This is a genomic window from Streptomyces sp. NPDC037126, assembly GCF_055605965.1.
In genome coordinates, this window is record NZ_JBVJTD010000003.1 from 294058 (window position 1) to 320692 (window position 26635).

28 protein-coding genes are annotated in these 26635 nt (G+C 71.4%); 19 read left to right on the forward strand and 9 right to left on the reverse strand.

The genetic code is table 11. The features are described from left to right. Window positions 1-45 precede the first annotated feature (45 nt). The 4 genes from ACZ7FF_RS09970 (at window position 46) to ACZ7FF_RS09985 (ending at window position 3292) form a co-directional block, all read left to right on the forward strand. Window positions 46-1344 carry a M18 family aminopeptidase gene (locus ACZ7FF_RS09970; protein ID WP_470810959.1) on the forward strand — a complete coding sequence of 433 codons (1299 nt, stop codon included), beginning with the start codon at window positions 46-48 and terminating at the stop codon, window positions 1342-1344. A gap of 66 nt (window positions 1345-1410) precedes the next feature. Further along, the gene (locus tag ACZ7FF_RS09975) at window positions 1411-1659 is read left to right on the forward strand and encodes a DUF6458 family protein (protein ID WP_470810961.1); all 249 of its coding nucleotides are present in this window, start codon (window positions 1411-1413) and stop codon (window positions 1657-1659) included. A gap of 259 nt (window positions 1660-1918) precedes the next feature. Next, complete coding sequence (locus tag ACZ7FF_RS09980) at window positions 1919-3085, forward strand: glycosyltransferase family 2 protein (protein WP_470810963.1); 1167 nt, start codon at window positions 1919-1921, stop codon at window positions 3083-3085. A gap of 42 nt (window positions 3086-3127) precedes the next feature. Continuing rightward, the gene (locus ACZ7FF_RS09985; protein ID WP_167382888.1) at window positions 3128-3292 is read left to right on the forward strand and encodes a hypothetical protein; all 165 of its coding nucleotides are present in this window, start codon (window positions 3128-3130) and stop codon (window positions 3290-3292) included. Between the two features lie 68 nt (window positions 3293-3360). Here ACZ7FF_RS09985 and ACZ7FF_RS09990 read toward each other — a convergent pair whose 3' ends face one another. Next, window positions 3361-3753, reverse strand: coding sequence for a cupin domain-containing protein (locus ACZ7FF_RS09990; protein WP_470810965.1), 393 nt, complete (start codon window positions 3751-3753; stop codon window positions 3361-3363). Between the two features lie 52 nt (window positions 3754-3805). Here ACZ7FF_RS09990 and ACZ7FF_RS09995 point away from each other — a divergent pair, with 52 nt between their 5' ends. Further along, window positions 3806-4789 (forward strand): GlxA family transcriptional regulator, encoded by a 984-nt coding sequence (locus tag ACZ7FF_RS09995; protein ID WP_470810967.1) that lies wholly within the window; start codon window positions 3806-3808, stop codon window positions 4787-4789. Window positions 4790-4821: 32 nt separating this feature from the next. After that, a complete protein-coding gene (locus ACZ7FF_RS10000) occupies window positions 4822-5316 on the forward strand; it encodes an LURP-one-related/scramblase family protein (protein ID WP_470810969.1) in 495 nt (164 codons plus the stop codon). A gap of 70 nt (window positions 5317-5386) precedes the next feature. Here the strand turns inward: ACZ7FF_RS10000 and ACZ7FF_RS10005 are convergent, their stop codons facing one another. After that, the gene (locus tag ACZ7FF_RS10005) at window positions 5387-6181 is read right to left on the reverse strand and encodes a carbon-nitrogen family hydrolase (RefSeq protein ID WP_470810971.1); all 795 of its coding nucleotides are present in this window, start codon (window positions 6179-6181) and stop codon (window positions 5387-5389) included. Window positions 6182-6364: 183 nt separating this feature from the next. Here ACZ7FF_RS10005 and ACZ7FF_RS10010 point away from each other — a divergent pair, with 183 nt between their 5' ends. After that, window positions 6365-7189, forward strand: a complete 825-nt coding sequence (locus ACZ7FF_RS10010; protein WP_470810973.1) for a maleylpyruvate isomerase family mycothiol-dependent enzyme — start codon at window positions 6365-6367, stop codon at window positions 7187-7189. 80 nt (window positions 7190-7269) lie between these two features. Then, a complete protein-coding gene (locus tag ACZ7FF_RS10015) occupies window positions 7270-8019 on the forward strand; it encodes an SAM-dependent methyltransferase (RefSeq protein ID WP_470810975.1) in 750 nt (249 codons plus the stop codon). Window position 8020: 1 nt separating this feature from the next. Here the strand turns inward: ACZ7FF_RS10015 and ACZ7FF_RS10020 are convergent, their stop codons facing one another. Together ACZ7FF_RS10020 and ACZ7FF_RS10025 are read right to left on the reverse strand one after the other, a co-directional pair. Beyond that, entirely contained in the window at window positions 8021-9316 is a 1296-nt protein-coding gene (locus ACZ7FF_RS10020) for an MFS transporter (RefSeq protein ID WP_470810977.1), read from the reverse strand. Beyond that, window positions 9313-9984 carry a GntR family transcriptional regulator gene (locus tag ACZ7FF_RS10025; RefSeq protein ID WP_470810978.1) on the reverse strand — a complete coding sequence of 224 codons (672 nt, stop codon included), beginning with the start codon at window positions 9982-9984 and terminating at the stop codon, window positions 9313-9315. The genes ACZ7FF_RS10020 and ACZ7FF_RS10025 overlap by 4 nt, the downstream gene beginning before the upstream one ends. Before the next feature lie 187 nt (window positions 9985-10171). On the opposite strand from ACZ7FF_RS10025, the gene ACZ7FF_RS10030 reads away from it, so the two are divergent. From ACZ7FF_RS10030 to ACZ7FF_RS10065, 8 genes are all read left to right on the forward strand, one after another. Next, the gene (locus ACZ7FF_RS10030) at window positions 10172-11074 is read left to right on the forward strand and encodes a D-alanyl-D-alanine carboxypeptidase family protein (RefSeq protein ID WP_470810979.1); all 903 of its coding nucleotides are present in this window, start codon (window positions 10172-10174) and stop codon (window positions 11072-11074) included. A gap of 236 nt (window positions 11075-11310) precedes the next feature. Next, the gene (locus ACZ7FF_RS10035) at window positions 11311-11742 is read left to right on the forward strand and encodes a WXG100 family type VII secretion target (protein ID WP_470810981.1); all 432 of its coding nucleotides are present in this window, start codon (window positions 11311-11313) and stop codon (window positions 11740-11742) included. A gap of 58 nt (window positions 11743-11800) precedes the next feature. Continuing rightward, window positions 11801-12118: a WXG100 family type VII secretion target gene (locus tag ACZ7FF_RS10040; RefSeq protein ID WP_470810982.1), complete on the forward strand. Its 318-nt coding sequence runs from the start codon at window positions 11801-11803 to the stop codon at window positions 12116-12118. Further along, on the forward strand, window positions 12118-13866 hold the full coding sequence (locus tag ACZ7FF_RS10045; protein ID WP_470810984.1) for an RNase A-like domain-containing protein: 1749 nt from the start codon (window positions 12118-12120) through the stop codon (window positions 13864-13866). The genes ACZ7FF_RS10040 and ACZ7FF_RS10045 overlap by 1 nt, the downstream gene beginning before the upstream one ends. 46 nt (window positions 13867-13912) lie before the next feature. Further along, window positions 13913-14518, forward strand: coding sequence for a hypothetical protein (locus ACZ7FF_RS10050; protein ID WP_470810986.1), 606 nt, complete (start codon window positions 13913-13915; stop codon window positions 14516-14518). Window positions 14519-14642: 124 nt separating this feature from the next. Next, on the forward strand, window positions 14643-14942 hold the full coding sequence (locus ACZ7FF_RS10055) for an RNase A-like domain-containing protein (RefSeq protein WP_470811450.1): 300 nt from the start codon (window positions 14643-14645) through the stop codon (window positions 14940-14942). A gap of 31 nt (window positions 14943-14973) precedes the next feature. Next, complete coding sequence (locus ACZ7FF_RS10060) at window positions 14974-15654, forward strand: contact-dependent growth inhibition system immunity protein (protein WP_470810988.1); 681 nt, start codon at window positions 14974-14976, stop codon at window positions 15652-15654. Beyond that, entirely contained in the window at window positions 15651-16169 is a 519-nt protein-coding gene (locus ACZ7FF_RS10065; protein ID WP_470810990.1) for a hypothetical protein, read from the forward strand. The genes ACZ7FF_RS10060 and ACZ7FF_RS10065 overlap by 4 nt, the downstream gene beginning before the upstream one ends. A 128-nt stretch (window positions 16170-16297) precedes the next feature. Here the strand turns inward: ACZ7FF_RS10065 and ACZ7FF_RS10070 are convergent, their stop codons facing one another. From ACZ7FF_RS10070 to pdhA, 3 genes are read right to left on the reverse strand one after another with little or no spacing between them, the layout of a single operon-like run. Further along, window positions 16298-17701 carry a dihydrolipoamide acetyltransferase family protein gene (locus ACZ7FF_RS10070; protein WP_470810991.1) on the reverse strand — a complete coding sequence of 468 codons (1404 nt, stop codon included), beginning with the start codon at window positions 17699-17701 and terminating at the stop codon, window positions 16298-16300. 10 nt (window positions 17702-17711) lie between these two features. Beyond that, window positions 17712-18689 (reverse strand): alpha-ketoacid dehydrogenase subunit beta, encoded by a 978-nt coding sequence (locus ACZ7FF_RS10075; RefSeq protein ID WP_470810993.1) that lies wholly within the window; start codon window positions 18687-18689, stop codon window positions 17712-17714. 1 nt (window position 18690) lies between these two features. Continuing rightward, entirely contained in the window at window positions 18691-19926 is a 1236-nt protein-coding gene (gene pdhA, locus ACZ7FF_RS10080) for a pyruvate dehydrogenase (acetyl-transferring) E1 component subunit alpha (protein ID WP_470810995.1), read from the reverse strand. Between the two features lie 505 nt (window positions 19927-20431). On the opposite strand from pdhA, the gene ACZ7FF_RS10085 reads away from it, so the two are divergent. Then, window positions 20432-21448 carry a phosphotransferase gene (locus tag ACZ7FF_RS10085; protein ID WP_470811451.1) on the forward strand — a complete coding sequence of 339 codons (1017 nt, stop codon included), beginning with the start codon at window positions 20432-20434 and terminating at the stop codon, window positions 21446-21448. Window positions 21449-21508: 60 nt separating this feature from the next. On the opposite strand, the gene ACZ7FF_RS10090 is transcribed toward ACZ7FF_RS10085, so the two are convergent. Beyond that, window positions 21509-23104 carry a protein kinase domain-containing protein gene (locus ACZ7FF_RS10090; RefSeq protein WP_470810997.1) on the reverse strand — a complete coding sequence of 532 codons (1596 nt, stop codon included), beginning with the start codon at window positions 23102-23104 and terminating at the stop codon, window positions 21509-21511. A gap of 343 nt (window positions 23105-23447) precedes the next feature. On the opposite strand from ACZ7FF_RS10090, the gene ACZ7FF_RS10095 reads away from it, so the two are divergent. Next, window positions 23448-25091, forward strand: a complete 1644-nt coding sequence (locus tag ACZ7FF_RS10095) for a protein kinase domain-containing protein (protein ID WP_470810999.1) — start codon at window positions 23448-23450, stop codon at window positions 25089-25091. A 74-nt stretch (window positions 25092-25165) separates the two neighbouring features. On the opposite strand, the gene ACZ7FF_RS10100 is transcribed toward ACZ7FF_RS10095, so the two are convergent. Continuing rightward, entirely contained in the window at window positions 25166-25708 is a 543-nt protein-coding gene (locus tag ACZ7FF_RS10100) for a bacterial proteasome activator family protein (protein WP_470811001.1), read from the reverse strand. Between the two features lie 177 nt (window positions 25709-25885). On the opposite strand from ACZ7FF_RS10100, the gene ACZ7FF_RS10105 reads away from it, so the two are divergent. Continuing rightward, window positions 25886-26557 (forward strand): hypothetical protein, encoded by a 672-nt coding sequence (locus ACZ7FF_RS10105; RefSeq protein WP_470811003.1) that lies wholly within the window; start codon window positions 25886-25888, stop codon window positions 26555-26557. The last annotated feature ends 78 nt before the right edge of the window (window positions 26558-26635 follow it).

Below are 26635 nucleotides of genomic sequence, written 5' to 3' on the forward strand. Positions count from 1 at the left end.
CCCCTTACCGGGAGCGGGCCCGTGCACGTCGTTAAGGTGAATCCCATGAGCGCACCAGCCCGCTTCGACCGCGGCCACACCGACGACCTGATGTCCTTCCTGGCGGCGAGCCCGTCCCCGTACCACGCGGTGGCGAACACCGCCGAGCGGCTGGAGAAGTCGGGCTTCAGGCAGGTCGCCGAGACGGACGCCTGGGACGGGACGAGCGGCGGCAGGTACGTGCTGCGCGGCGGCGCCATCGTGGCCTGGTACGTCCCGGAGGGCGCCGAGGCCCACACGCCCTTCCACATCATCGGCGCGCACACCGACTCCCCCAACCTGCGGATCAAGCCGCGCCCGGACACCGGGGCGCACGGCTGGCGCCAGGTCGCCGTGGAGATCTACGGCGGCCCCCTGATGAACTCCTGGCTGGACCGGGACCTCGGCCTGGCCGGCCGGCTGACCCTGCGCGACGGCTCCACGGCCCTGGTCGACGTGGACCGGCCGCTGCTGCGCGTCCCGCAGCTCGCCATCCACCTGGACCGTTCGGTCAGCACCGAGGGGCTCAAGCTGGACAAGCAGCGGCATCTGCAGCCGGTGTGGGGCCTCGGCAACGACGTGCTGGACGGCGACCTGATCGCCTTCCTGGAGCAGGAGGCCGGGCTCGCGGCCGGCTCGGTGGCCGGCTGGGACCTGATGGTGCACCCGGTGGAGCCGCCGGCCTACCTCGGCCGGGACCGGGAGCTGGTCGCCGGGCCGCGCATGGACAACCTGCTGTCGGTGCACGCCGGCGCGGCCGCGCTGGCCGCCGCCGCGACCTCCGGCGCCCCGCTCACCCACATCCCGGTGCTGGCCGCCTTCGACCACGAGGAGAACGGCTCCCAGTCCGACACCGGCGCCGACGGCCCGCTGCTCGGATCGGTGCTGGAGCGCTCGGTGTTCGCGCGCGGCGGCTCGTACGAGGACCGGGCCCGCGCCTTCGCCGGCACGGTCTGCCTGTCCTCCGACACGGGCCACGCCGTGCACCCCAACTACGCGGAGCGGCACGACCCGACGCACCACCCGCGGGTCAACGGCGGCCCGATCCTGAAGGTGAACGTCAACAACCGCTACGCCACGGACGGTTCGGGCCGGGCGCTGTTCGCCGCCGCCTGCGAGCGGGCGGGCGTGCCCTTCCAGTCGTTCGTCTCCAACAACTCCATGCCGTGCGGCACCACCATCGGCCCGATCACCGCGGCCCGCCACGGCATCCGCACGGTCGACATCGGTGTCGCGATCCTCTCGATGCACAGCGCGCGCGAACTGTGCGGCGCCGACGACCCGTTCCTGCTGGCGAACGCCCTGACCGCCTTCCTGGAGGGCTAGTACGGGAACCGCCGGGTACCCGGACGGCACCGGAGATTCCGGAACCGGAAGGGGAGGCGAGGTCTCATGGGACTCGGCGGCTGCATCATCCTCATCGCCGTGGGCGCCATCCTGACGTTCGCGACCGACTGGCACATGCACGGCGTCAATCTCACCGTCGTCGGTGTGATCCTGATGGCCGTGGGCCTGATCGGCGTCGCGACGTTCAGCGGCATCGCCCGCCGCCGGCGGGTGGTCATGCCCCCGTCGCCGGTGGTGGAGGAGGAACCGCGTCACCACCACGTCGACGGCTACAGCGACGGCTACGGCGTGTGAGTGCGGACGGCACCGGCGGGCGGCCCGCCGACGCCGGTGTTCGGCCGCCGGCCGGGACCCCCCGCGCCGGGCGGCCGGTACACGTCGTCCCGGCTTGAAAGGTACATGACACCCACAGCGGGGCAGGACCGGGCACGTTGCCCAATCCGTGATGTGCGTCGGCTTGTGGGAATGTGTGAATATCGTGAAGACTCTGGGTCGACGGGGGCCCGGGGGGAAGAGGGGCGGACCCCTGCGCACCATCTCGGGGGCTCCCGCCATGCTCGACCTCGCCGCGCCGACGGCAGCCGACCCGGCACACGCCGCACGGTCGCGACGCGCCGCCCGCCACGCCGCCCGCCGGGCCCACGCGGCACGTGAGGAACCCGCCGTCCGCCCGCGCCTCGCGGTGCTCATCCCGGCCCACAACGAAGAGGACCGCATCGCCGCGGCCATCGAGGGCCTGTGGAACCAGGAGCGACGCCCCGACCTGATCGTCGTCGTCGCCGACAACTGCACCGACGCCACCGCGGGGATCGCCTCCCGGCACGGCGCCCAGGTCTTCCACACCCAGGGCAACACCCACAAGAAGGCCGGCGCCCTCAACCAGGCCATCGCCTGGATCCTGCCCCACATGGACGACCGCGACCTGCTGCTCGTGCAGGACGCCGACACCGTCCTCGACCCCTGGTTCACCGAGACCGCCGAGAGCACCTTCAACCGAAGGGTCGGCGCCGTCGGCGGGGTCTTCTACGGCGAGGAGGGCGGCGGACTCCTCGGCCTCCTCCAGCGCATGGAGTTCCACCGCTACGCCTGGGAACTGGAGCGCACCGGCGGCAAGGCACAGGTGCTCACCGGGACCGGGACCATGTTCCAGGCCCGGGTGCTGCGCGAGGTGCGGGCCGCCCGCCGCTCCGGGCTCATCGGCGGCGGCGCCGGCTACTACAGCCTCGCCTCGCTCACCGAGGACGACGAGATGACCAAGGCGGTCAAGACCCTCGGCTACCGCACCATGTCCCCGGCCGGCTGCGCCGTCACCACCGAGGTGATGACCACCCTGCCCAAGCTGTGGCACCAGCGGCTGCGCTGGCAGCGCGGCGCCCTGGAGAACCTGCGCGACTACGGCTGGACCAAGGTCACCGCCCGCTACTTCGTGCAGCAGTTCCTGATGGGCTTCGGCGCGCTGTCCTTCCTCGTCTACCTCACCTTCATGACCATGTCGATCACCCTCTACGGCTGGCCCGGCCTCTCGCCGTTCTGGACCTCGATCGGCCTGATCTTCGTGCTGGAGAAGACGGTCTCGGTACGCCGCGCCGGACCCCTCGCGGTCCTCGTCGCCGTGCTGATGATCCCGGAGATGCTCTACGACCTGTTCCAGCACGCCGTCTACTTCTCGTCGCTGTGGGGCCTGCTGCGCCGCAGCGAGGAGAAGTGGGTGGCCACCTGAGACCCACCCCCCGACACCCCCGAACCACCAGGAGAGACAAGCATGTACGGAAGAGTGATCGGCGCCGGCACCACCGGCGCCGGAGGGGCCACGCTGGCCGCGACCGGCCTGTGGATGAACAGCATGGCCATGATGGTGGCGGCCACCACGCTGGTGGCCGCCGGCATCGCCGTCTTCAAGCTGGCGCCGCGCCCGCGCCGCCGCTGACCGCCCGTCAGGGGTCCTGGCTGGCCGAGCCGGCCAGGACCGGCGGCAGCCGGCCCGCCGCACCCAGGTCAGGGCAGGGCGTGGCCCGTGGTCGCGTCGATGTGGGCGGGGACCTCCTCGTGGCGGTCGCCGACGGTGAGGGTGCCGGTCGGCTCGAAGAGGAGGATCTCGCTGGGGACGGGGGCGTACGGCTTGTGCTCGATGCCGCGCGGGACGGTGAACACCGAGCCCTTGGGCAGGACGACCGTGCGCTCACCGGCCGGCTCGCGCAGGCCGATGTGGAGTTCGCCCTCCAGGACCAGGAAGAACTCGTCGGTGTGGTCGTGGACGTGCCAGATGTGCTCGCCCTCCAGCTTGGCGACGCGGACGTCGTAGTCGTTGACGGCCGTGACGATGCGCGGGCTCCACCGCTCGGTGAAGGAGGCGAGCGCCTTGTCCAGGGAGATGGGTTCGCTGCTCATGCCGTCATCCTCGGCCCTGGCCCGCGGCGCGGACGAGTGCTAGGAATCGCACATGGCGCAAGGATCCTCTCACGCCCCGCACCGGGTCGTCGTGATCGTCGACGCGGGCACCAACCCCTTCGAGGTGGGCGTCGCCACCGAGCTGTTCGGGCTGCCCCGGCCGGAACTCGGACTGTCCGGACCGCTGTACGAGGTGACGCTGTGCACGCCCGCCCACGAGGTGCGGATGAACCACGGCCTGTTCACGATGAGCGGCCTGCCGGGACTGGAGGCCGTGGACCGGGCGGACACCCTGATCGTGCCCGGCCGCCCCGACAACGTGGTGCCGCGCGACCCCGAGGTCCTCGACGCCGTCCGGCGCACCCACGCGCGCGGGGCGCGTCTCGTCAGCTTCTGCACCGGGAGTTTCGCGCTCGCCGAGGCCGGGCTGCTGGACGGCCGCCGCGCCGCGACGCACTGGCTGTGGGCCGACTCGTTCCGCGCGCGGCACCCGAGGGTGCTGCTGGAGCCGGACGTGCTGTTCGTCGACGACGGCGACATCCTGACCGCGGCGGGCAGCGCGGCCGCGCTCGACCTCGGCCTGCACATCTGGCGCCGCGACCACGGCGCCGAACGCGCCAACGCCGTGTCCCGGCGGCTGGTCTTCGCCGCCCACCGGGACGGCGGGCAGCGGCAGTTCGTGGAGCGCCCCGTGCCCGAGGTGCCCGACGAGTCGCTCGGCCCGCTGCTTGCCTGGGCGCAGGAGCGGATCGGCGAGCCGCTGACGGTGGCCGGGCTCGCGGCCCGCGCGGCGGTCAGCCCGGCCACGCTGCACCGCCGTTTCCGGGCCCAGCTCGGCACCACCCCGCTGGCCTGGCTCACCGGTGAACGGGTCGCGCTGGCCTGTCGGCTGATCGAGCGGGGCGAGGAGCGGCTGGACGTGGTGGCGGCCCGCAGCGGGCTGGGCACGGCGGCCAACCTGCGGGCACGGCTGCGCCGGATGACGGGGCTCAGTCCGTCGGCTTACCGCAGGCGGTTCGGGCCGGGCGTCCCGTGAGGATCACGCCGTACCGGGGAAGCGCTAAGGACATGAGATTCCTCGTACGCGACCGGCTCCTCGGCATCGGTGAAGACTATTGGATCGAGGACGAGCACGGGCAGAAGGTGTTCCTCGTCGACGGCAAGGCGATGCGGCTGCGGGACACCTTCGAGCTGAAGGACGCCCACGGGCGGGTCCTGATCGACATCCACCAGAAGATGTTCGCCCTGCGCGACACGATGGTGATCGAGCGGGACGGCGAAGGCCTCGCCACCATCCGGCGCAAACGGCTGTCGCTGCTGCGCAACCACTACCGGGTCGCCCTGGTGGACGGCACCGAACTGGATGTCAGCGGCAAGATCCTCGACCGGGAGTTCGCCGTCGAGTACGACGGCGAGCTGCTCGCGGTGATCTCCCGGCGCTGGCTGCACATCCGCGAGACGTACGGCGTGGACGTCGTACGGGACGACGCGGATCCGGCGCTGCTGATCGCGGTGGCGGTGTGTGTGATCCACCTGGCGGAGAAGGAACGGGAGCACGACTGACGGGTGCGTGCCGTCGGCCCGCCGGGGGTCACCGGTGGGCCGTCGGCGCGTGGGCGTCGGCGCGTGGGCGTCAGCGCTTCGGCGGTGCCAGGCCCAGGACGCGGTCCTTCAGCGCGGGGAACTGCTCGCGGGTGGCCGCCACCTTCGCCGGGTCGAGGTCGACCGTGAGGACCTCCTCGTCCGGACCCGCCTCGGCGAGCACCTCGCCCCACGGATCGACCACGATCGAGTGACCGGCCTGCGGAACTCCGGCATGGGTCCCGGCCGTTCCACAGGCGAGCACGAACGCCTGGTTCTCGACCGCCCGCGCCTGAGCCAGCAGCGTCCAGTGCGCGCGTCGCCGTTCGGGCCAGCCCGCCGGGAGCACCAGCAGCTCGGCGCCGGCGTCGACGAGTCCGCGGAAGAGCTCGGGGAACCGGAGGTCGTAGCAGGTGCCGAGGCCCAGCGTGGTCCCGGGCAGCCGGACCGTCACCAGGTCCTGTCCGGCGCCCATCAGCACGGCCTCGCCCTTGTCGAAGCCGAAGCGGTGGATCTTGCGGTAGACGGCGGCCAGGGCGCCGGAGGGGGAGAAGACGAGGGAGGTGTTGAAGAGCGGCCCGTCGGGGTCCCGCTCCGGGACCGACCCGGCGTGCAGCCACACGCCCGCGTCGCTCGCGGCCTTGGCCATGGTCTCGTAGGTGGGCCCTTCGAGCGGCTCGGCCTCGCGGCCGAACTCCTCGTAGGCGAAGGCGCCGGTGGTCCACAGTTCGGGCAGAATCACGAGGTCGGCCCCGGCCTGCTCCCGTACCAGCGCGGCCGCCCGCTGCCTGCGCGAGGCGACCGGTTCCCCCTCGTCGACGGCGATCTGGATCAGAGAGGCGCGCACACTACCACCGTCCTGGCATTCGAGTCGTCCACACAGGCCTACGATCGTCACACGAAAGCACTGCCGGGGTGCCTGCCAGCAGCGTAACTTAGCCTCTCAAGACGCCCGCCGAAGTGCAGCCGCCGCCCGCTGGCAACGCCGCCACAACCTGCCCGTGTACCAACCGCCGAGGGGTCCCGTTCCGTGAGTCTGCATCCCACCCTCCAGCCCTACGCCGATGCCTGGACGCACTCCATCGACGCGATATCCGAGATCGTGCAGTCGCTGGCCGAGGGCGAGTGGAACCGGCGGACCCCGTGCCCCGGCTGGTCGGTGCGGGACATCGTGTCGCACGTCATCGGCCTGGACTGCGAGATGCTCGGCGATCCGCGTCCCATCCACTCCCTGCCGCGCGACCTGTTCCACGTCACGACCGAGCAGCAGCGCTACAACGAGATCCAGGTGGACATCCGCCGTCACCACACCGCGCCGGAGATGACGGCCGAGCTGGAGTACACGGTCATCCGCCGCAACCGCCAGCTGCGCAACGAGGCCCGCGAGCCCGGTACGAAGGTGCGTGGTCCGCTGGGCACGGAGGTCACCCTGGAACAGGCCTACCGGGCGCGCGCGTTCGACGTCTGGGTGCACGAGCAGGACCTGCGTACGGCTCTCGGCCGGCCCGGCAACCTGGACTCGCCGGGGGCGCACGTCGTGCGGGACGTGCTGCTGGAGGCGCTGCCCAGGGTGGTGGCGAAGGACGCCGAGGCGCCGCGCAGTTCGGCCGTCGTCTTCGACGTGCACGGGCCGGTCGAGTTCCTGCGCACCATCCGCGTCGACATCCAGGGCCGGGGCACCCTGGAGAGCGCCCCCGCGCTCGGCCCGGTGGCCGCGCTCACCCTCGACTGGGAGACGTACGTCCGGCTGGCCTGCGGCCGGGTGGCGCCGGAGGCGGTGGCCGACCACATCAAGACCGAGGGCGACCCGGACGTGACGGCGGCGATCCTGAACAACTTCACGGTGACCCCGTAGCGGTCGCGGTCCGCTCCGCCCCACGGCCGGCCGCCAAAACAGGTGGTGCGTGGATCGAGGGGCGTCCTAGCGTGCCCGGCATGACGCTCCCACCCAGGCTCACCCGTCTCACCTTCCACGGCCCCCTCTCCGAGTCCCGGGCGACCGCCATGGTCCGGCGGCTCACCGCGGGCCGCCCCGGCACCGTGCTGGACATCGGCTGCGGCTGGGGCGAGTTGCTGCTGCGCGTGCTGGAGGCCGTACCGGACGCCCGTGGCACCGGTGTCGACGTGAACGGCGAGGATCTCGCCCGGGGGCGTCGCAATGCGGAGGCCCGCGGGCTGTCGGCGCGGGCCGAGTTCGTCGAGGAGTCGGCCGTGGGTACCCGGCGCGGCCCCGCCGACCTGGTGCTGTGCCTCGGCGCGACCCAGGCGCTGAGCGCTGCGGAGCCGCCCACCGCCGAGGCGCTGCGGGAGCTGCGGCGGCTGGTCACCGACGGCGGGCGGGTGCTGCTCGGCGAGGGCTTCTGGCAGCGTCCGCCCGGCGGGAGGGAGCTGGCCGGCATGTGGCCGGGGGCCACCGCCGCCGACCACCACGACCTCGGGACCCTCCTCGACCTCGCGGTGGAGGCCGGTTTCCGGCCGGAGTGGACGGAGACGGCGAGCGAGGCGGAGTGGGAGGAGTTCGAGTCGGCGTACCAGGCGGACCTGGAGGTCTGGCTCGCCGGGCATCCGGGGCATCCGCTGGCGGCCGAGACGCGTGAGCGCCTCGACCGGCACCGGGCGCAGTGGATGAGCTACCGGGGGGTGCTGGGCATCGCGTACCTCACCCTGGTGCCGGACGGGCGCTGACTCACGCGGCGGGCACGTGCACCGTCTCCACCCGGCTCGCCACCAGCCGCTCCTCGCGCCGGGCCGCGCGTGAGCGCAGCCGCAGGATCTGGCTGACGCCGAGGGCCTGGAGGACGAAGACGGCGGAGAAGGCCACGGTGTAGTCGTCGCCGGTCGCGTCCAGCAGTACGCCGATCGCGAAGAGCGTCGTCATCGAGGCGATGAAACCACCCATGTTGGTGATCCCGGACGCGGTGCCCTGTCGCTCGGGCGGGTTGGCCGGGCGGGCGAAGTCGAATCCGATCATCGAGGCGGGTCCGCAGGCGCCGAGCACCGTGCAGAGCACCACGAGCAGCCACATCGGGGCGTGCGCGCCCGGGTAGGCCAGCGTGGCCGCCCACAGCAGCGCGGTCGCCCCGGCCGTGCCGAGCGCCAGCGGCAGCCGCGCCGCGTGGTGCCGGGCGACGACCTGGCCGTAGACGAGCCCGACCACCATGTTCGAGAGCACGACCAGGGTGAGCAGTTCGCCGGCGGTGGCCCGGCCGAGTCCCTGTGCCTCGACCAGGAAGGGCAGGCCCCACAGGAGCAGGAACACCATCGCCGGGAACTGGGTGGTGAAGTGCACCCACAGGCCGAGGCGGGTGCCGGGCTCGCGCCAGGAGGCGGCGATCTGCCGGCGGACGTAGGCGGCGCCCTGGTGCGGGGACGGCCCGGGCTCGTGGCCCTCGGGGTGGTCCTTGAGGAACAGCAGCGTCAGTACGAGGACGACGACTCCGGCCAGCGCGCTGCCGGCGAACGCCGGTGTCCAGCCGACGCTGTGCAGCAGCCGGGCGAGGACGAGGGTGGAGATCAGGTTGCCCGCCATGCCGACCAGGCCGGCGAGCTGCGCGACGAGCGGTCCGCGCCGGGCCGGGAACCAGCGGCTGCCGAGGCGCAGCACGCTGATGAAGGTCATCGCGTCGCCGCAGCCGAGCAGTGCGCGGGAGGCGAGCGCGGTGCCGTAGGAGGGGGAGAAGGCGAAGCCCAGTTGCCCGGCGGTGAACAGTACGGTGCCGATGCTCAGCACCCGCTTGGTGCCGAGGCGGTCGACGAGGAGGCCGACGGGTATCTGCATGCCGGCGTAGACCAGCAGCTGGAGGATGGAGAAGGTGGACAGGGCGGAGGCGTTCACGTGGAAGCGGTCGGCCGCGTCGAGCCCGGCCACTCCGAGTGACGTACGGAAGATGACGGCGACGAAGTAGACGGCGACGCCTATGGACCACACGGCAACCGCGCGCCGGCCGCCCGGCGGGTCACCCGGAAGGGTGGCCTTGGTCATCGGACCTCCCCCCGCGCGAGGTGCGAGAACCAGCTCACGTGCCGGTGTACGACGCCGACGGCCGCCTCCGCGTCCCCGGTGCGCAGGGCGTCCAGGATCTCCCCGTGCTCGGCGAGCGTCTTGGCGATCCGGTCGGGGTGCGAGTGCATGACGGCGACGCCCATCCGCAGCTGGCGGTCGCGCAGCTGGTCGTAGAGCCGGGAGAGGATCTCGTTGCCGCCGCTGCGGACGATCTCGGCGTGGAAGCAGCGGTCGGTCACCGCGGCCGCGGCGAAGTCGCCCGCGGCGGCCTGCGCCTTCTGCTTCTCCAGCAGCTCGGTCAGCCGCTCGACCAGGCCCGGCGGTGCGGGTACGGCCTTGCGGGCGGCGTGCGCCTCCACCAGCAGCCGGGTCTCGACGACGTCGGCGATCTCCTGCGCGGAGACGGGCAGGACCAGGGCGCCCTTCTTCGGGTAGAGCCGGATCAGGCCCTCGGCCTCCAGCCGCAGCAGCGCTTCCCGCACGGGGGTGCGGGAGACGCCGACGGCCTCGGCCAGCTCCCCCTCGGTCAGGAGGGTCCCACCCTCGTAGCGGCGGTCGAGGACGCCCTGCTTGACGTGCGTGTAGACGCGGTCTGCCGCGGGTGGCTGCTTCATGGTCGGGGCGGGCTGCTGGACGGCCGTGTTCATGCCGACAGGATAGATACAACACGTACGCAAGCGGCGGCGGCGTCCAGGATGCGGACGTGGCGAAAATCCCCTGCACCAACCGCACAACCTTCTGTGCTACTTACGTGTCACACACGTGCGGCCCCACTTTCTTGCCAGTCAACTCGGCCGCACCTCAGGGGCATTCAAGACAATCGGGGTACATCACTTGATTACCGGCATTAAGGGCACCCGCCTCCGCAGAGCAACCGCCGTCGCCGTATCCTCCGGCGCGCTGCTCGCCACCGGTGCCCTCACCGCGACGCCCGCGCAGGCCGTCACGACGCCCTCCATCATTGCCAAGGGCGGCTACGTGATGAACAACACGAGCGGTTCGACGCTGTACACCAAGGCAGCGGACACCCAGCGGTCCACCGGGTCCACCACCAAGATCATGACCGCCAAGGTCGTGCTCGCGCAGTCGAACCTCAACCTCGACAAGAAGGTGACGATCCAGAAGGCGTACAGCGACTACGTCGTCAAGAACAACGCCTCCCAGGCCCACCTGATCGTGGGCGACCAGGTCACCGTCCGCCAGCTGCTGTACGGCCTGATGCTGCCGTCCGGCTGCGACGCCGCCTACGCGCTCGCCGACACCTACGGCTCGGGCTCCACCCGCGCCGCGCGTGTCAGCAGCTTCATCGGCAAGATGAACTCGGCCGCGAAGAGCCTGGGTCTGAAGAACACCCACTTCGACTCCTTCGACGGCATCGGCAACGGCGACAACTACTCGACGCCGCGCGACCTGACGAAGATCGCCAGCAGCGCGATGAAGAACTCGACGTTCCGCACGGTCGTCAAGACGAAGTCGTACACCGCCAAGACGATCACCAAGTCGGGCGGCACCCGCACGATGGCCGCGTGGACCAACACCAACGGGCTGCTCAGCAGCTACAGCGGCACCATCGGCGTGAAGACCGGCTCCGGCCCCGAGGCCGGCTACTGCCTGGTCTTCGCCGCCACCCGGGGCGGCAAGACCGTCATCGGCACCGTGCTCTCCTCCACCTCCATCCCCAACCGCGAGGCGGACGCGAAGAAGCTCCTCAACTACGGCTTCGCCAAGCTCGGCTGACCCAGAGCCGCAACCGGGGCCCGTCGCAGCCGGCGACGGGCCCTTTCTGCTGCCCGGGAACCGGCCGGGGTGGCGCGACGGGCCGTGCTGTCACTCCGTCACGTTTTCGTGCGCGCTTTGTGCGTTCTTGAGAACGGCCGGTGAAAGTACCTGCCCCGGTGTCGGCGGCCGTCCGTAGGATGGCGGCGTCAACTGAGGTGGCGGTGTTGCCTATGTGTCGGGGGGACGCACAGGACATGGTTCGGAAAACGGGGTCCGAGAGCGGCAAAGGCGCCGACCTCCACGTGTCGCCCAAGGATCTGACCAAGCTCGCGTCGGATCTCGACGACATGCAGGACCATCTCGACAAGCAGGTCCGGCGCATGGACGAACTCGTCGACCGCATCGAGGCCGGCTGGAGCGGACCGGCCGCCACGACGTACCGGGAGTTCCACCGCGCGGCCGCCGGGGACGCCGTCCGCATCCGTGAAGTGATGAAGCAGTTGGAGGAGGCGGTACGGCTCAGCCGGGACGGCTTCTCCACACGGGATCTGGACATACTCGAACGAATGCGCGGCATCCACGTCGACATCGACAGCGAGGTCGACAAGCTCTCCACTCCGAACGTGGAGACCGGGACGACGGCCGCCGGACCGTCGCAGCCGCGCAGCAGTCTCGACTCGTACTGATACGAGCAGCCATGACGTACCTGCGGTTCGGCACACGCAGGGAGCAACGGGGGGTGACATGTCGACCGGATCGCATCCTGCCGACGACCACATATCGGTGTCCTTCGCCACACTTCGGGATCTCGCCGTGGAGTTGGAGGACATCCTCAAGCAGCTCAACCGCAAGCTCGACGACCTCTACGACCGCACCGAGCCCGTCGTCCTGTCCTGGAAGGGCGAGGCCCGCGAGATCTTCGTCCAGAAGCTCGACGAGTGGGACCGCACCGCCCAGGACCTCCAGGCGGCGCAGAAGTGGCTGCACGCGTACGTCACCACCGGCCACGCCAACTACACGGCCGCCCACCGGGCGGTGCTGCGCGGCTGGGGAGCGGCCTGATGGGGACTCGGCCGAGCGATGCCGAACGCCAGAGGGAGCGGGACCAGCTCACAACGACGGCCCCGGACGCCGGTGGTGGATTCGATCTGAAGCCGCAGCACCTGTACTACACCTCGGCCGTGGTGCGCGACGGGCAGTTCGACTACGACAAGGGCGCGACCACGCTGGTGAGCGCCCTCGATCAGTACAGCCAGTCGGCGGGCACGGGATCGGGACCCGACGCCTTCGCCGAGGCCTACCTGCAGATCGCCGAGAAGTTCGTCGAGGTCTGGGCCACCAGCGTGGTGAGCGTCGGCGGCGTAGCCGTCGGCCTGACCCTGACGGCCAACAACTACCAGGCCGCTGACTGGGCTTCGCGGGGCATGTACGGCCCGCCGCCCCGCCGCACCCCGCCCGCCGTCATCGACAAGGCGCCCGACTACGGGAAGATCAACGACATCAAATGGTCCGGGACCGGCCGGGACGCCGACTCCTGGGCGATCTCAGGCGCTCTCGGCGAGATACCCGACTTCCTCGCGGACGTCATCCGGCCCGCCGTCGAGTACGGCCTGAACCTGGGCAAGACCCATGAAATAACCCCTGGCGCCCGTGAGGACGACCTCAACGGCATGGCCAGTGCATGGCAGGAGGCCGGAAAGACCGCGCTCCACGCCGGCGACACCTTCACCGGCGCCATCGGCTACATGACGGACCCGGGCGGCAACCACGAGTGGCAGACGGCGATGAAGGCCTTCTGCCAGTCCATCTGGGGCACCACCGCCTGGGGAAGGACCCGGGACGCACAGGGGCAGATCGCGCAGCAGGGCGGCCGCAGCTGGAAGACCTCGGGCACCGTCGCGCCCGCGCAACGCCGGCCGATCCTGGAGGTTCTCCACCACACCGCGGAAACCCTGCACACGACCTGCTCCGACCTGGCCCAGGCCGCGCACGCATGCCGTCAGACCACCACCGAGCTCGCCAAGAAGGCCGCCCAGGGCATGGTGGAGGAACTGTCGAGCGGCAACCCGCTGAAGATCCTCGAACTCGCGGGCCCCCAGATGTTCGCGACACTGGTCTGGACGTTCCGGAAGCATATGGACCGAGCGGCGGCGGACAAGGCCGTCGAGATCTACCAGCAGAAATTCCACGAGGCCGCCACCACGCTGACCGCCCTGGAATGGGAGCTGGAGGAAGCGCTCAGGAGCGCGCCGACGTTCGTCGCCGAAGAGGCGAGAGCCGAGGCTTTCGGCGGCCGTTCGCTGAACGACTTCAAGCAGGAACACAAAATCCTCAACGGGGAGAATCCGTTCCCCTACAAGTACACGATCGACCTGGCCATGGAGGAGGACCTCTACGGCGGTCACACCATCGACAAACACGTGGGGAAGACCGACGCCCAGCTGCTGCAGCGGCTGCGCGACCAGGCCAAGGGAAACGGAGAGCCGAAGATTCCGGCGGCATCCTCCTTCCCCGACCTGGACACGGCCCAGAACTACACGCTGGACTGCATTCGGCAGCGAACCCCCGAGATCGACGCATGGCTCGCCACCGGAAACCCGCCCAACCCGCCGACCAAGGTCTTCTCGGTGCCTGCGGTGGGCCCGGCGGCCGGCAACCCGCTGGCCGTGCCCCCGGTCACCGGGCGGACGTCGAGGGTGGTCAACGGGCGCCCGACGCCCGTGACCGACGCCCACGGAGTCGCCACCCGCCTCAAATATGATGGCTCCCTGAATCCGCCGTTCGTCGTCGTCACCTCCATGCCCGAATAACCCCGAGACTTCGCCGCGCAGGGCGATCGCCGTCAGGAGGAGCCGCATGTCGTCCCCGGATGCCGAGGCCTGGGCCGAGGCACTCGCCATGTACGAGGCGCGCTACTCGTACGTCCTGGTGGGACCTCGTGCGCATCAGGACTGGGTGCGGGACGTCGCGGCCCTGATGCGCCGAGAGGTGACGGATCCCCGGTCCTGGAAATGGATCGACGTCGACGAAGGCGAGGAGGAACGCCTGGACGACCCCGTCTTCCCCTTCGTCCCGCCCCCTGCCGGCGGAGAGGAAGAAGAGGCATGGCGGCGCCAACTGCTGGTGGTACCGCGGGAATCGGTGGTAAGGCTGCTCGTCATGCTGGCCACGACATGGCTGGACGTCCCCCGGGAGACCGCCCGCAACGACTTCGAGAGCCGGCGGCCGGAACTCGAACGGAAGGCGCGCGTCATCCTTTCCCGATTCCCCCCGGAGACGGTCTTCCACACGAATTCCGGACTTCCGGGCGGAGGCGGTCAGGGCCGAAGCGGATCGGCCGCCCCCGATTTCTACGAGGAGATCACCGGCTGCGCACCCGTCTCACGGTACGACTGGGATCTCGGACTGATCGCGGTGTCCAGCGCGGAAGTAGGGCTCTTCTGGTCCTTCGACGCGACGTGACGGAATGCCACGCGGAGCCGTGGCCAGCCACCCGAAGCCCCATCGACCCTTCTGGACGGACTCCGTGAACAACGCCGGCAACGCTGACGAGAACACCGCCCCGCCGCCCGAAGCACCCGCCCCGGTGCCCACCCGTTCCGCCACCTACCCCGACCGCGAGACCGCCCAGTGGGCCACCCAGCACGTCGTCACCGCGAACGAGCAGGTCGTCCACCGCTGGCTCGCCCGGTCCACGCGTTCACGGCTGACGATCGAGGCGGCCTGGCCGTCACGGGACGAACCCGTCGGGCGCGTGCTGCTGCAGGCGATGATGCTGGCCGGCCGGGAGCCGGTCGATGTGCGGGCCGCCCGGGTGGTGCTCAGGCGCGACGCGTCCCGGCCGCACGGATTCGCCGTCCACGCCACGTTCCCGGTCTATCTGTAGACACCGCAGACACCCGTAGAGGCTGACCACCGTGCCCCTGAGCCCCCTCGAACACGACCGCCGCCACGGCGAACTCGACCAGGTGATGCGCGCCTATCTGGGGCAGCCCGCCGACGACACCCCGGAACGGCCCGGCCAGGCGCTGACCGCGTACCTCCGGCACACCTGGCACAGCCGGCCGTGGGCCCTCGCCCTCGCCGAGCGGCAGTTGCGGGACTACGCGGACAACCCCCCGGGCCGACTGCGGCTGCGCCTCGGCGAGTTCTACGCCGTACCCGACGTCGGCCTGTCCCAGGACGAGGTCCAGCCGTGGCTGTACTGCCTCGCCGACCACATCAGGCACAGCATCGAGACCGGTGAGGTACCGCCCCCCGCCGCGCCCGCCACCCACTGGGAGTGGCACGCCCGGTTCCCCGAGCTCGGCCAGTTCCTCGGCGGCTGGTTCTCGCAGGACATGCCGGACGAGTTCACGGATCACGATGCCGCCGTCGACGACTACCGGGACTCCACCGACCCCCAGCTCGTCGCGCGACTCGTCGGGGAACTCCACGAGTTGCTCGCGCTGCACCTGGACGAGTCCGACCACGCCCTCGCGGTCGCCGAACTGGGCATGGAGGTCGACCCGCCGGCACCGTACTCGCCCGGCGCCTGGCTGACGCTCGTAGCCGCACGACTCGCCGCCCCGCGCCCCGGGCGGCATCCCGGGGCATGACCGACACGGGGCGCCAGCGCCCGGACGAGCTCGCGCCGCTGATGAAGCGACTGGCACACCGGCAGCGGGTGTACGTCCGCTCCGGACGGCTCCCGGCGACGACCGACGGCCTGAACGGCGTCCGGGCCGCCGTCGCGTGCGAGGTGCACGGTCTGCTGCGGGAGTTGTGGAAGGACTGGCGGCAGTACGCCTCGGACCCGCAGGGCCCCGTCCCGGTCCAGCAGGTCGAGGCGTCGCTGGAGGCCTTCGGCGCGCAGCGGGCGACGGAGTTGATGGGCCGCTTCGCCGCCACGTGTCTCGTGTGGCCCGGGGCCCGGTTCAAGGAACAGGCCGAAGCGGACGCCCTCGCCCGCCGGGTGGCGGGGCTGCTCGGGCCCGGGGCCCACTGGTGGTCCAACTACGAGGCGGAGCTGGAAGGGTGCTGGAGCGGCCTCTCCGGCTGCACCTTCGACGGTCTCGTCGCCGGTACCGACAGGGATCGGTTCGTCGTGCTGATCCAGGTCGGCGAGGACTGATCCCCGAATCCCCGGGGCTTCCCGGCCCGCTGTCGCGTGCTCCGGGTGGCGCGTCGCGAGAGGGCGGCCGCTGAGTCGTCTCGCGGCCGCCCTCTCGCGGTGTCCGGGGTCACTCGGTGGTCAGTGCCTCACGCCCAGGTGATCAGCCGCTTCGGTTCCTCCAGGATCGCGGCCACGTCGGCCAGGACCTTGGAGCCCAGTTCGCCGTCGACCAGGCGGTGGTCGAAGCTCAGGGCCAGCGTGGTGACCTGGCGCGGCTTGACCTTGCCCTTGTGGACCCACGGCTGGAGCTTGATCGCGCCGACCGCGAGGATCGCCGACTCGCCGGGGTTGAGGATCGGCGTGCCGGTGTCGATGCCGAAGACGCCGACGTTGGTGATGGTCACCGTGCCGCCCTGCATGGCGGCGGGGGACGTCTTGCCGTCCCTCGCCGTCGACACCAGGTCGCTGAGGGCGTCCGCCAGCTGGGGCAGCGTCCTGTCGTGCGCGTCCTTGATGTTCGGCACGATCAGGCCGCGCGGGGTGGCCGCGGCGATGCCCAGGTTCACGTAGTGCTTGACCACGATCTCCTGCGCCGCCTCGTCCCAGGACGCGTTGATGTCCGGGTTGCGCTTGATCGCGACCAGCAGGGCCTTGGCGATCAGCAGCAGCGGGTTGACCCGCCTGCCCTGCATCTCCTTGTCCTGCTTCAGCTCCTCGACCAGCTTCATGGTGCGGGTCACGTCCACCGTCACGAACTCCGTGACGTGCGGTGCCGTGAACGCCGAGCCGACCATGGCCGCCGCGGTCGCCTTGCGCACGCCCTTGACGGGGATGCGGGTCTCGCGGGCGCCCTCGGTGGCGACGGCGGGCGCGGGGACGCCGGCGGCGGGGGCCTCGGCGACCGGCTCGGCGGCCTTCGGGGTGACCGCCGCGTGGACGTCCTCGCGGGTGATGACGCCGTCCGGGCCGGACGGGACGACCGTGGCCAGGTCGACGCCGAGGTCCTTGGCCAGCTTGCGCACCGGGGGCTTGGCCAGCGGGCGGGGCCGGTCCGCCACGGGGGCGTGGCCGTTCAGCTCCGACTGGATCGCCTGGGCCGGTGCCGGCACGGTGACCTCGGGGCCCTTGCGCGGACGGCGCTTGGTCGAGGAGGTGGCCACGCCGTAGCCGACCAGCACCGGCTGGCGGCCCTCCGGCTTCGGCTCCTCCTGGGCCTCGGCGGGCTGCTCCGTCTTCGGCTGCTCCGCCTTCGGCTGCTCGGCCGGGGCCTGAGCGGGCGCGGGCGCGGCGCCGGCCACCTCGACCGTGATGATGGCCGTGCCCACGTCGACCGTGCTGCCCTCGGGGAAGCGCAGCTCGCGGACCACGCCGTCGTAGGGGATGGGGAGTTCGACGGCCGCCTTGGCGGTCTCGACCTCGCACACGGCCTGGCCGTCGGTGACCGTGTCACCCGGCTGCACGTACCACTTGAGGATCTCGGCCTCGGTGAGTCCCTCGCCGACGTCCGGCATCTTGAACTCGCGTACGGACGCTTCCGTCATCGTCGTCACGACCTTCTCCTCAGTACGCCAGCGAGCGGTCGACGGCGTCGAGCACGCGGTCCAGGTCCGGCAGGTACTCCTCCTCCAGGCGGGCCGGCGGGTACGGGGCGTGGTAGCCGCCGACCCGGAGCACCGGGGCCTCCAGGTGGTAGAAGCAGCGCTCGGTGATCCGGGCGGCGATCTCCGCGCCGGAGCCGAAGAACACCGGTGCCTCGTGGACCACGACCAGGCGGCGGGTCTTCTGCACGGAGGCCTGGATGGCGTCGAAGTCGAGGGGCGAGACCGAGCGCAGGTCCAGGACCTCGAGGGACTTGCCCTCCTCGGCGGCCGCGGCGGCGACCTCCTGGCACAGCTTCACCATCGGGCCGTAGGCGGCCAGGGTGAGGTCGGTGCCCTCGCGGACGACCTGGGCCTTGTGCAGCGGGGCGGGGATGGCCTCGGCGTCGACCTCGGCCTTGTCCCAGTAGCGCCGCTTGGGCTCGAAGTAGATCACCGGGTCGTCGCTCTGGATGGCCTGCTGCATCATCCAGTACGCGTCGGAGGCGTTGGACGGGGAGACGATCTTCAGTCCGGCGACGTGCGCGAACAGCGCCTCGGGGGACTCGGAGTGGTGCTCGACCGCGCCGATGCCGCCGCCGTAGGGGATGCGGACGACGACCGGCATCTTGACCTTGCCCAGCGAGCGGGCGTGCATCTTGGCGAGCTGGGTCACGATCTGGTCGTAGGCCGGGAAGACGAAGCCGTCGAACTGGATCTCCACCACCGGGCGGTAGCCGCGCAGGGCCAGGCCGATCGCGGTGCCGACGATGCCGGACTCGGCGAGCGGGGTGTCGATGACCCGGCTGTCGCCGAAGTCCTTCTGCAGGCCGTCCGTCACCCGGAAGACACCGCCGAGCTTGCCGACGTCCTCACCCATGACGAGGACCTTGGGGTCGGCCTCCAGGGCGCGGCGCAGCGACTCGTTGATGGCCTTGGCCATCGCCATCTTCTCGGCCATCTCAGTGACCCCCTTCAGCATCGGCGAACGACGCCTGGTAGGCGGCGAACTGCGCTCGCTCCTCGTCGACGAGCGCGTGCCCGTCCGCGTACACGTTCTCGAAGATGGCGAAGTGGTCCGGGTCGGGCATGGCGCGGACCGCTTCGCGCACTCGCTTGCCCAACGCCTCGGACTCGGCCTCGAGTTCCGCGAAGAATCCCTCGTCCGCGTGGTTCGACGCCTCCAGGTACCGGCGAAGGCGCAGGATCGGGTCCTTCGCCTCCCAGGCCTGCCGTTCCTCGTCGCCCCGGTAACGGCTGGGGTCGTCGGAGGTGGTGTGGGCGCCCATGCGGTAGGTGAACGCCTCGACCAGGGTCGGGCCCTCGCCGTTGCGGGCGCGCTCCAGGGCCCACTTGGTGACGGCGAGGCAGGCCAGCACGTCGTTGCCGTCGACACGGACGCCCGGGAAGCCGAAGCCCTGGGCGCGCTGGTACAGCGGGACACGGGTCTGCTTCTCGGTGGGCTCGGAGATCGCCCACTGGTTGTTCTGGCAGAAGAACACCACGGGGGCGTTGTAGACCGCGGAGAACGTGAACGATTCCGCCACGTCGCCCTGGCTGGAGGCGCCGTCGCCGAAGTACGCGATGACCGCCGAGTCCGCGCCGTCCTTGGCGATGCCCATGGCGTAGCCGGTGGCGTGCAGCGTCTGGGAGCCGATGACGATCGTGTACAGGTGGAAGTTGTTGCTGTTGGGGTCCCAGCCGCCGTTGTTCACCCCGCGGAACATGCCGAGCAGGTTGGTGGGGTCGACGTCGCGGCACCAGGCGACGCCGTGCTCGCGGTAGGTCGGGAAGACGTAGTCGTCGTGGCGCAGGGCACGGCCCGAGCCGATCTGGGCGGCCTCCTGGCCCAGCAGGGACGCCCACAGGCCCAGCTCGCCCTGGCGCTGCAGGGCGGTGGCCTCGGCGTCGAAGCGGCGGGTGAGCACCATGTCGCGGTACAGGCCGCGCAGTTCGTCGGGCGTGATGCCGGCGACGTAGCCGTCGTACTCGGCGTTCTTGACCCGCTTGCCCTCGGGCGTCAGAAGCTGCACGAGCTCGGTGGCCGTGCTCTTCTTCGCGGTGGCGCGGGTGGTCGTCCGCTTGGTGCCGGCGGCTCCGGACTTGTTCCCGGCCGTGCCGGTGTCGGTGCCGGTGGTGCCGGCCTTGCCTGCGGCGCTGCGTCGCGGCTTGCGCGCGGCACTGCTGTCCACGGTCACGTGTGCTCCTCCGTCGTTCCGGCCCCCGGGGTTGCCGGTAGGCCAGTGCGGCTCACCTGTTTCGACCACCGGGCACGGGGTGGGTGCCACTCGGCCGGGAACAGGCGTGACAGGTGCCCCGGCGAGCGCCCTGCAACCATTACGTTACCCAGTGCTCCACATTTCTGTGAAACCCCTCTTGACCTGCGATTTTGCTTGGATTTCCAAGTAAATCGAGGAGACGCGGAAGCGCGCTGGTCACAGGCCTGTGGCCAGTCCGGAGCACCCGCACGTTATCCCGGTCACCCTGGTCTCGGGAAGAGCCGAAAGCATTCCGGAAGGACCGGAAGGTCTTTAGGGCGCGGCACTTTTTGTCGGACCTTTTAAGGGCGCTTACGTCAGTTCACCGCAGACCGTCGCGTGACCGAATGCGATCGACGGCGACTGCCTGTGACAAGGCCCAGCTCACAGCGTCTTTTCGTGCCCTAGCATCTGCCGCGTGCCGCGCTCTTGTGTACCACCCCTCGTGCCCCACGCGCCCCCTCTGAGCACCCTGCTGCGCCTGTATGCCGCCGGTAGCGCCCTCACATGTGATCCCGTCGACCAAGGCCTGCTCAACCGCGGCTACCGGCTGTGCACCACTCGCGGCCGATACTTCCTCAAGCACCACTTCGATCCCGACACGGCCGACCCGGCCGCCATCGAGCGCCGGCACCGGGCCACCCAGCGCCTGGCCGACCTCGGCGTCCCGGTCGCCCCGCCGCTGGCGCACCGCGGGGGCCGCACCGTCGCCGTCGTCGGCGGCCACGCCTATGCGCTGCACCCCTGGATCGACGGCAGGCACCGCCACGGGGGCCAGCTCACGCGGGGGGAGAGCGCGCGCCTGGGAGCGCTGCTGGGCGCCGTGCACGCCTGTCTGGAGCGCGTGATGCCGCCCAAGGGGCGCACGCGCCCGGCCACCAGCCCGCACCCCGTGGAGAGCGCGGACCCGACCGACACCTTCGCCCTCATCGACGACCTGCTCGCCCACGTCAGCCGGCACCGCCCCGCCGACGCCTTCGACGAGCTGGCCCGACACCGGCTGCTGGAACGCCGCGCGCTCCTGGAGCAGCACACGGAACGGCGCCCGCCGCGCGGCGGCTCGGTGGGCTGGGTGCACGGGGACTTCCACCCGTTCAACCTGCTCTACAAGGACGACGCCCCCGCGGCCATCGTCGACTGGGACCGGCTCGGGGTGCAGCCGCGCGCCGAGGAGGCCGTACGCGCCGCCGCGATCTTCTTCGTGCGCCCCGCGGGCGCCCTGGACCTGCCGAAGGTGCGCGCCTACGCGCGCGCGTACCGGCGCGCGGCCGGCGCTCCGCCCTCGGAGCTGGCGGCGGCCGTGCACCGGGTGTGGTGGGAGCGGCTGAACGACTTCTGGATGCTGCGCTGGCACTACGAACGCGGCGACACGCGCGCGGACTGCCAGTTCCCGGCCGCCTCGGCGCTCGTGGTGTGGTGGACGCGCGAGTACGAGGCGGTGTGCGACGCCTTCGCCGGCTGACCTGCCGGGGACGGCGTCACCTCAGGGTGACGCCGTCGCGGCGGGCGGCGTGGGTGTCCTTCAAGGAGTGGTGTCGCCCGTGGTGTCGCCCGTGGCGCCGCCGTCCGTGCCGACCGTGGCACCGCCGTCCACGCCGCCGTCGGCCGGGTCCGTCGACTGCGACTGCGAGGTCTGCGGGTCCGTCGGCTGCGACTGCGAGGTCTGCGGGTCCGTCGGCTGGCCGGTCGGGCCCGTGCTGGGCGTCTGGGACGGGGTGTACGACGGGGTGTACGAGGGCGTGTAGCCGGAACCGGAGCCGGTGCCCGTGCCGTTGTCCGTGGAGGAGTCGGTGGGCCGGCCGGTGTTGTCGTCGGAGGGCCCGGAGGAGGCCGAGTCGTCCTTCGTGCTCTTGGTGTGCGTGGCCGGCGGCTTGGTGTCGGTGCCCGTGCCGTTTCCGTTGCCCCCGCCGTTCAGGGCCAGCGCGACGCCCGCCGCGATCGCGATCACCGCGAGGACGGCGAGGATCCACAGCTTGCCGCGGCCGGCGCCCCTGTTGCCGTGCCCCTCGAAGCCGCCGTCGTCGCCGTTGCCGTAGCCGGTGGGCAGGATCTGCTGCGGGATCTGTGTCGTGCCGGAGCCGGCCATCGGGTGGGGCATGGCCGTCGTGCCCGCGAAGCCGCCCGGCGGGGTGTGCCGTCCGTCGTGCGTCCCGACCGGGCCGGTGTTCCAGGTGCCGGTGTGGCCGCCCTGGTCATACAGCATCTGCAGGCCGTACTGGACCAGGCCGCGCATCTCCTCGGCCGTCTGGAACCGGTCGTCCGGCTCCTTGGCGAGCGAGCGCATGACCAGGCCGTCCAGCTCCGGCGGGCAGGCGTCGGCGACCTGGGACGGCGGGGTCGGCAGGTCCTGGACGTGCTGGTAGACCACCGACAGCGGGGTCTCGCCGGTGAACGGGGGCCTGAGGGAGAGGAGTTCGTAGAGCAGGCAGCCCGTCGCGTACAGGTCGGAGCGGTGGTCGACGGCCTTGCCGAGCGCCTGTTCCGGGGACAGGTACTGCGGGGTGCCCATGACCATGCCGGTCTGCGTCATCGTCGTGGACGCGCCGTGCAGGGCACGGGCGATGCCGAAGTCCATCACCTTGACGGCGCCGCTGTCGGTGATGATCACGTTGGCGGGCTTGATGTCGCGGTGCACGATGCCGTGCTGGTGCGAGTAGGCGAGGGCCTCCAGGACGCCGGAGACGATGATCAGCGCCTGCTCGGGGCCGGGCGCCTCCGCGTTCATCAGGAGGTCGCGGATGGTGCGGCCCTCGACCAGCTCCATCACGATGTACGGCACGGACTGGCCGCCGACGAAGTCCTCGCCGGAGTCGTACACGGCGACGATCGCGTGGTGGTTGAGGCCGGCGACCGACTGTGCCTCACGCGTGAAGCGGGCCTTGGACACCGGGTCCTCGGCCAGGTCCGCGCGGAGCAGCTTGACGGCGACCAGACGGCCCAGGCGCACGTCCTCGGCCGCGAACACCTCGGCCATGCCGCCCCGGCCCAGCCGGTGGGTGAGCCGGTACCGGCCGTCGCCGACGAGCCCGCCGTTGCCCCACATCTCCGGCGTGTCCGACATGCCGCCGCCAGTCGCCTCGGGGTCGGACGGGCCCTGGGCGCGCTGCGTCTGTGCCATCAGTCCTCGCCGTCGTTTCTGCCCGCGGTGCGCGCGGTGTTGTTACGGTCTCCGTCGGCCACGCTACAGCCTTCGCGGGGGCCACCGGTTCGGAACCGGAACCGGGACCGGCCCGAGACGGACCGGCCATGAAACCTCTAGCACGCGCTGTCGTGCAAATTCCGTGTGCCGGTCGTACGCCCGCTGTAACGCTTGCGCGACGCTTCTTGCGCGTACGGTCACGGAACGGGCACCGAGCTTGACGTGTCAGTGCCCTGGGGCAGACTTGGCCGGGAATGACACATTCGATCAAGGCCAGTTCGCGGGGTGACGGCGCCGGACGGCCAGTGGGGGACGCGGAGAGATGAGCCAGGACGGCGCACACGGCCGGTACACGGGGCAGGCGCTGGCCGGCGGCCGATACCAGCTGCGCGACTTGCTCGGTGAGGGCGGAATGGCCTCGGTCCACCTGGCGTACGACGCCGTGCTGGACCGCCAGGTCGCCATCAAGACGCTGCACACCGAACTCGGCCGGGAACAGGCCTTCCGAGAGCGCTTTCGCCGCGAGGCCCAGGCCGTGGCGAAGCTCACGCACACCAATATCGTCTCCGTCTTCGACACGGGCGAGGACGCGCTGAACGGCGTGACGACGCCGTTCATCGTCATGGAGTACGTCGAGGGCCGCCCGCTCGGCTCGGTCCTCGAGGAGGACATCCGGCAGCAGGGCGCCATGCCGGCCGACAAGGCGCTCAAGGTCACCGCCGACGTGCTGGCGGCGCTGGAGATCAGCCACGAGATGGGGCTGGTCCACCGCGACATCAAGCCGGGCAACGTGATGGTGACCAAGCGCGGCGTGGTCAAGGTCATGGACTTCGGCATCGCCCGCGCCATGCAGTCCGGTGTGACGTCGATGACGCAGACCGGCATGGTCGTCGGCACCCCGCAGTACCTCTCGCCCGAGCAGGCCCTCGGCCGCGGCGTGGACGCCCGCTCCGACCTGTACTCGGTCGGCATCATGCTCTTCCAGCTGGTCACCGGGCGGCTGCCGTTCGACGCGGACTCGCCGCTGGCGATCGCCTACGCGCATGTGCAGGAGGAGCCGGTGGCTCCCTCCTCGGTCAACCGCTCGCTGCCCCCGGCGGTGGACGCGCTGGTCGCCCGCGCGCTGAAGAAGAACCCGAACGAGCGCTTCCCGACCGCCGAGGCCATGCGCGACGAGTGCCTGCGGGTCGCCGCCTCCGTCCAGGCGGCTCCGCCGAGCATCGTGCCGGGCGCCGGGCCGCAGCAGAGCGGCGCCGGGGTCGGCTCGGCGGTGTTCCCGCCGGTCGACCAGTCGGTCCAGGCACCCGCCGGGCCGGTGCAGACGCCGTACCAGCCGGGTCCGTACGGCCCGGCCACGCCCGCCCCGGCCACGCCCGCGGGCTACGGCTACCCGCAGCAGGGCGGCTACCAGACGCCTCCGGTGGGCTACGGCCCGCAGGGCCAGACCGCCCCGGGCACGCCGCCGCCGTACACGATCTCCCCGCAGACGGCCACGCAGTCGTCCGGCTCCGGCGGCGGCAGGAACAACAAGCCGGTGATCATCGGCTCGGTCGTGGTGTCGCTCGTCGCGGTCGCCGGCCTGATCGTCGCGCTGACGCTCAACAACGCCGGCAGCGACGACAAGGGCGGCAGTGGCGGCGCGAGCGCCTCGACCTCGACCTCGCAGCGGGCGGGCTACCGCGGGCCGGACACCAGCCGGGTGATCGACAAGACCAAGTGCACCGAGCCCGACGAGTCCTACAGCGACCCGAAGAAGATCCGGCTGCCCGACTTCCGGTACAAGGACATCGACTCCGTGAAGGCCTGCTTCCAGGCCGCGGGCTGGCAGTGGACCATCAAGAACGAGGACGAGAACACCTGGGGCCAGGGGACCGTGCTGGACCAGTTCCCCACCGCCGGCACGGACGTCGACCCGAAGAACCCGGGCAAGGTCGAGCTGAGCGTGTCCACGGGCAATCCGCAGTAGTGACGCACCCGCCTCGGTGAGGCACACGGGAAAGGGGCCCGGCGCAGTGCGCCGGGCCCCTTTCCCGTGTCGTCCTACAGGTACGGGCCGCCCGAACGGCCCACGGTGCGGGGGTCGTCGCCCTCGGGACCCGTCACGCCCGGCGGGAGGGCGCGGCGCATCGACTCCAACTGGGCCCGCGCGGCCATCTGCTGGGCGAACAGCGTCGTCTGGATCCCGTGGAAGAGGCCCTCCAGCCAGCCCACCAACTGCGCCTGCGCGATGCGCAGTTCCGCATCGCTCGGGGTCGCGTCGTCGGTGAACGGCAGCGAGAGCCGCTCCAGTTCCTCGACCAGCTCGGGTGCCAGACCGTCCTCCAGCTCCTTCACCGAGCTGGCGTGGATCTCCTTCAGCCGCACCCTGCTGGCCTCGTCCAGGGGAGCCGCGCGCACCTCCTCCAGGAGCTGCTTGATCATGCTGCCGATCCGCATGACCTTGGCAGGCTGCTCGACCTGCTCCGTCACCGGAATCTCGCGGGAGTCGTCGTCCCCGTTGCCGCCGCCGAGCGCCATCCCGTCCTGGCCCACGACAAGGATCTGGGGACTCTCCGGCGACCGTTCGTTCCTCGGCATCTCCATGCCGCCATTCTCTCGCACCGGTACACCTCATCACCGTGGTGCCCCCTCTTGGGGATGATCCACCGTTTAGACCTGTCGGCCCAATCCGGAATGCCCCTTAAGTCAGTGAATGTGAGGCTGGATTCCGTCGGTTTTTTCCATCGATCACGACAACCTGGGCTCCGGGAGGTCACCGACGTGACTCCATGGCTGCGATCCGAGCTCCGCGCTCTACGACTGCTGCTCGTCCTCACCACGGCCCTGCCGGTGTACGGCACCGCCACCGCGTACGCCTCCGAGCCCGGCCCGCCGCGCTCGTCCGCCGCGGGACACGCGGGCCATGAGCGCCCCGGCCGCCCCGGCCGCTCCGACCACCCCCAGCACCCCGACCACCCCGGCGACGACCACGCGCACGAGCACGCCTCCACCGCCGACGGCGGCCCTGCCACCTCCGTGCCCCTGCCCTCGGACTCGGCCTCGTACACGCCGGAGGCCGCGCGGCCGTCCCGCGCCGGGAGCCCGGCCGGGGAGGGCCGGATGCGGCCGGGCCGGCCGGACGGACCCATGGCCGAGGTGGAGGGCGACGACGATCCCGTGCACACCCGGACCCCCGGCACGGCCGCCGCGCGGCCGGAGGAGCCGGAGACCGCGGAGACCCCGGTCCGGTCACCGGCGGCCTCACAGCCGCCCGCGGAGGCGGGCCTCGACCCCGCGCGGCCCTCGCGGCAGCCGGCCGGCCAGAGCGCGGCCCAGCAGGGCGACGACGCCGACGGGCCGGTCCTGCGCATCCTGCCGCTCGGCAGCGGCCTCGTCCTCATCGGACTCGGCCTGGGCCTCGCGTTCCTGGGCCTCCGGCTCCGCAAGAGCTGACCACCGCGCACGCGCGCCCGGGGTGCCCCTTCGGGGGGACCCCGGGCGCCGCCGTCACCGGACCCCGGGCGCCGCGGT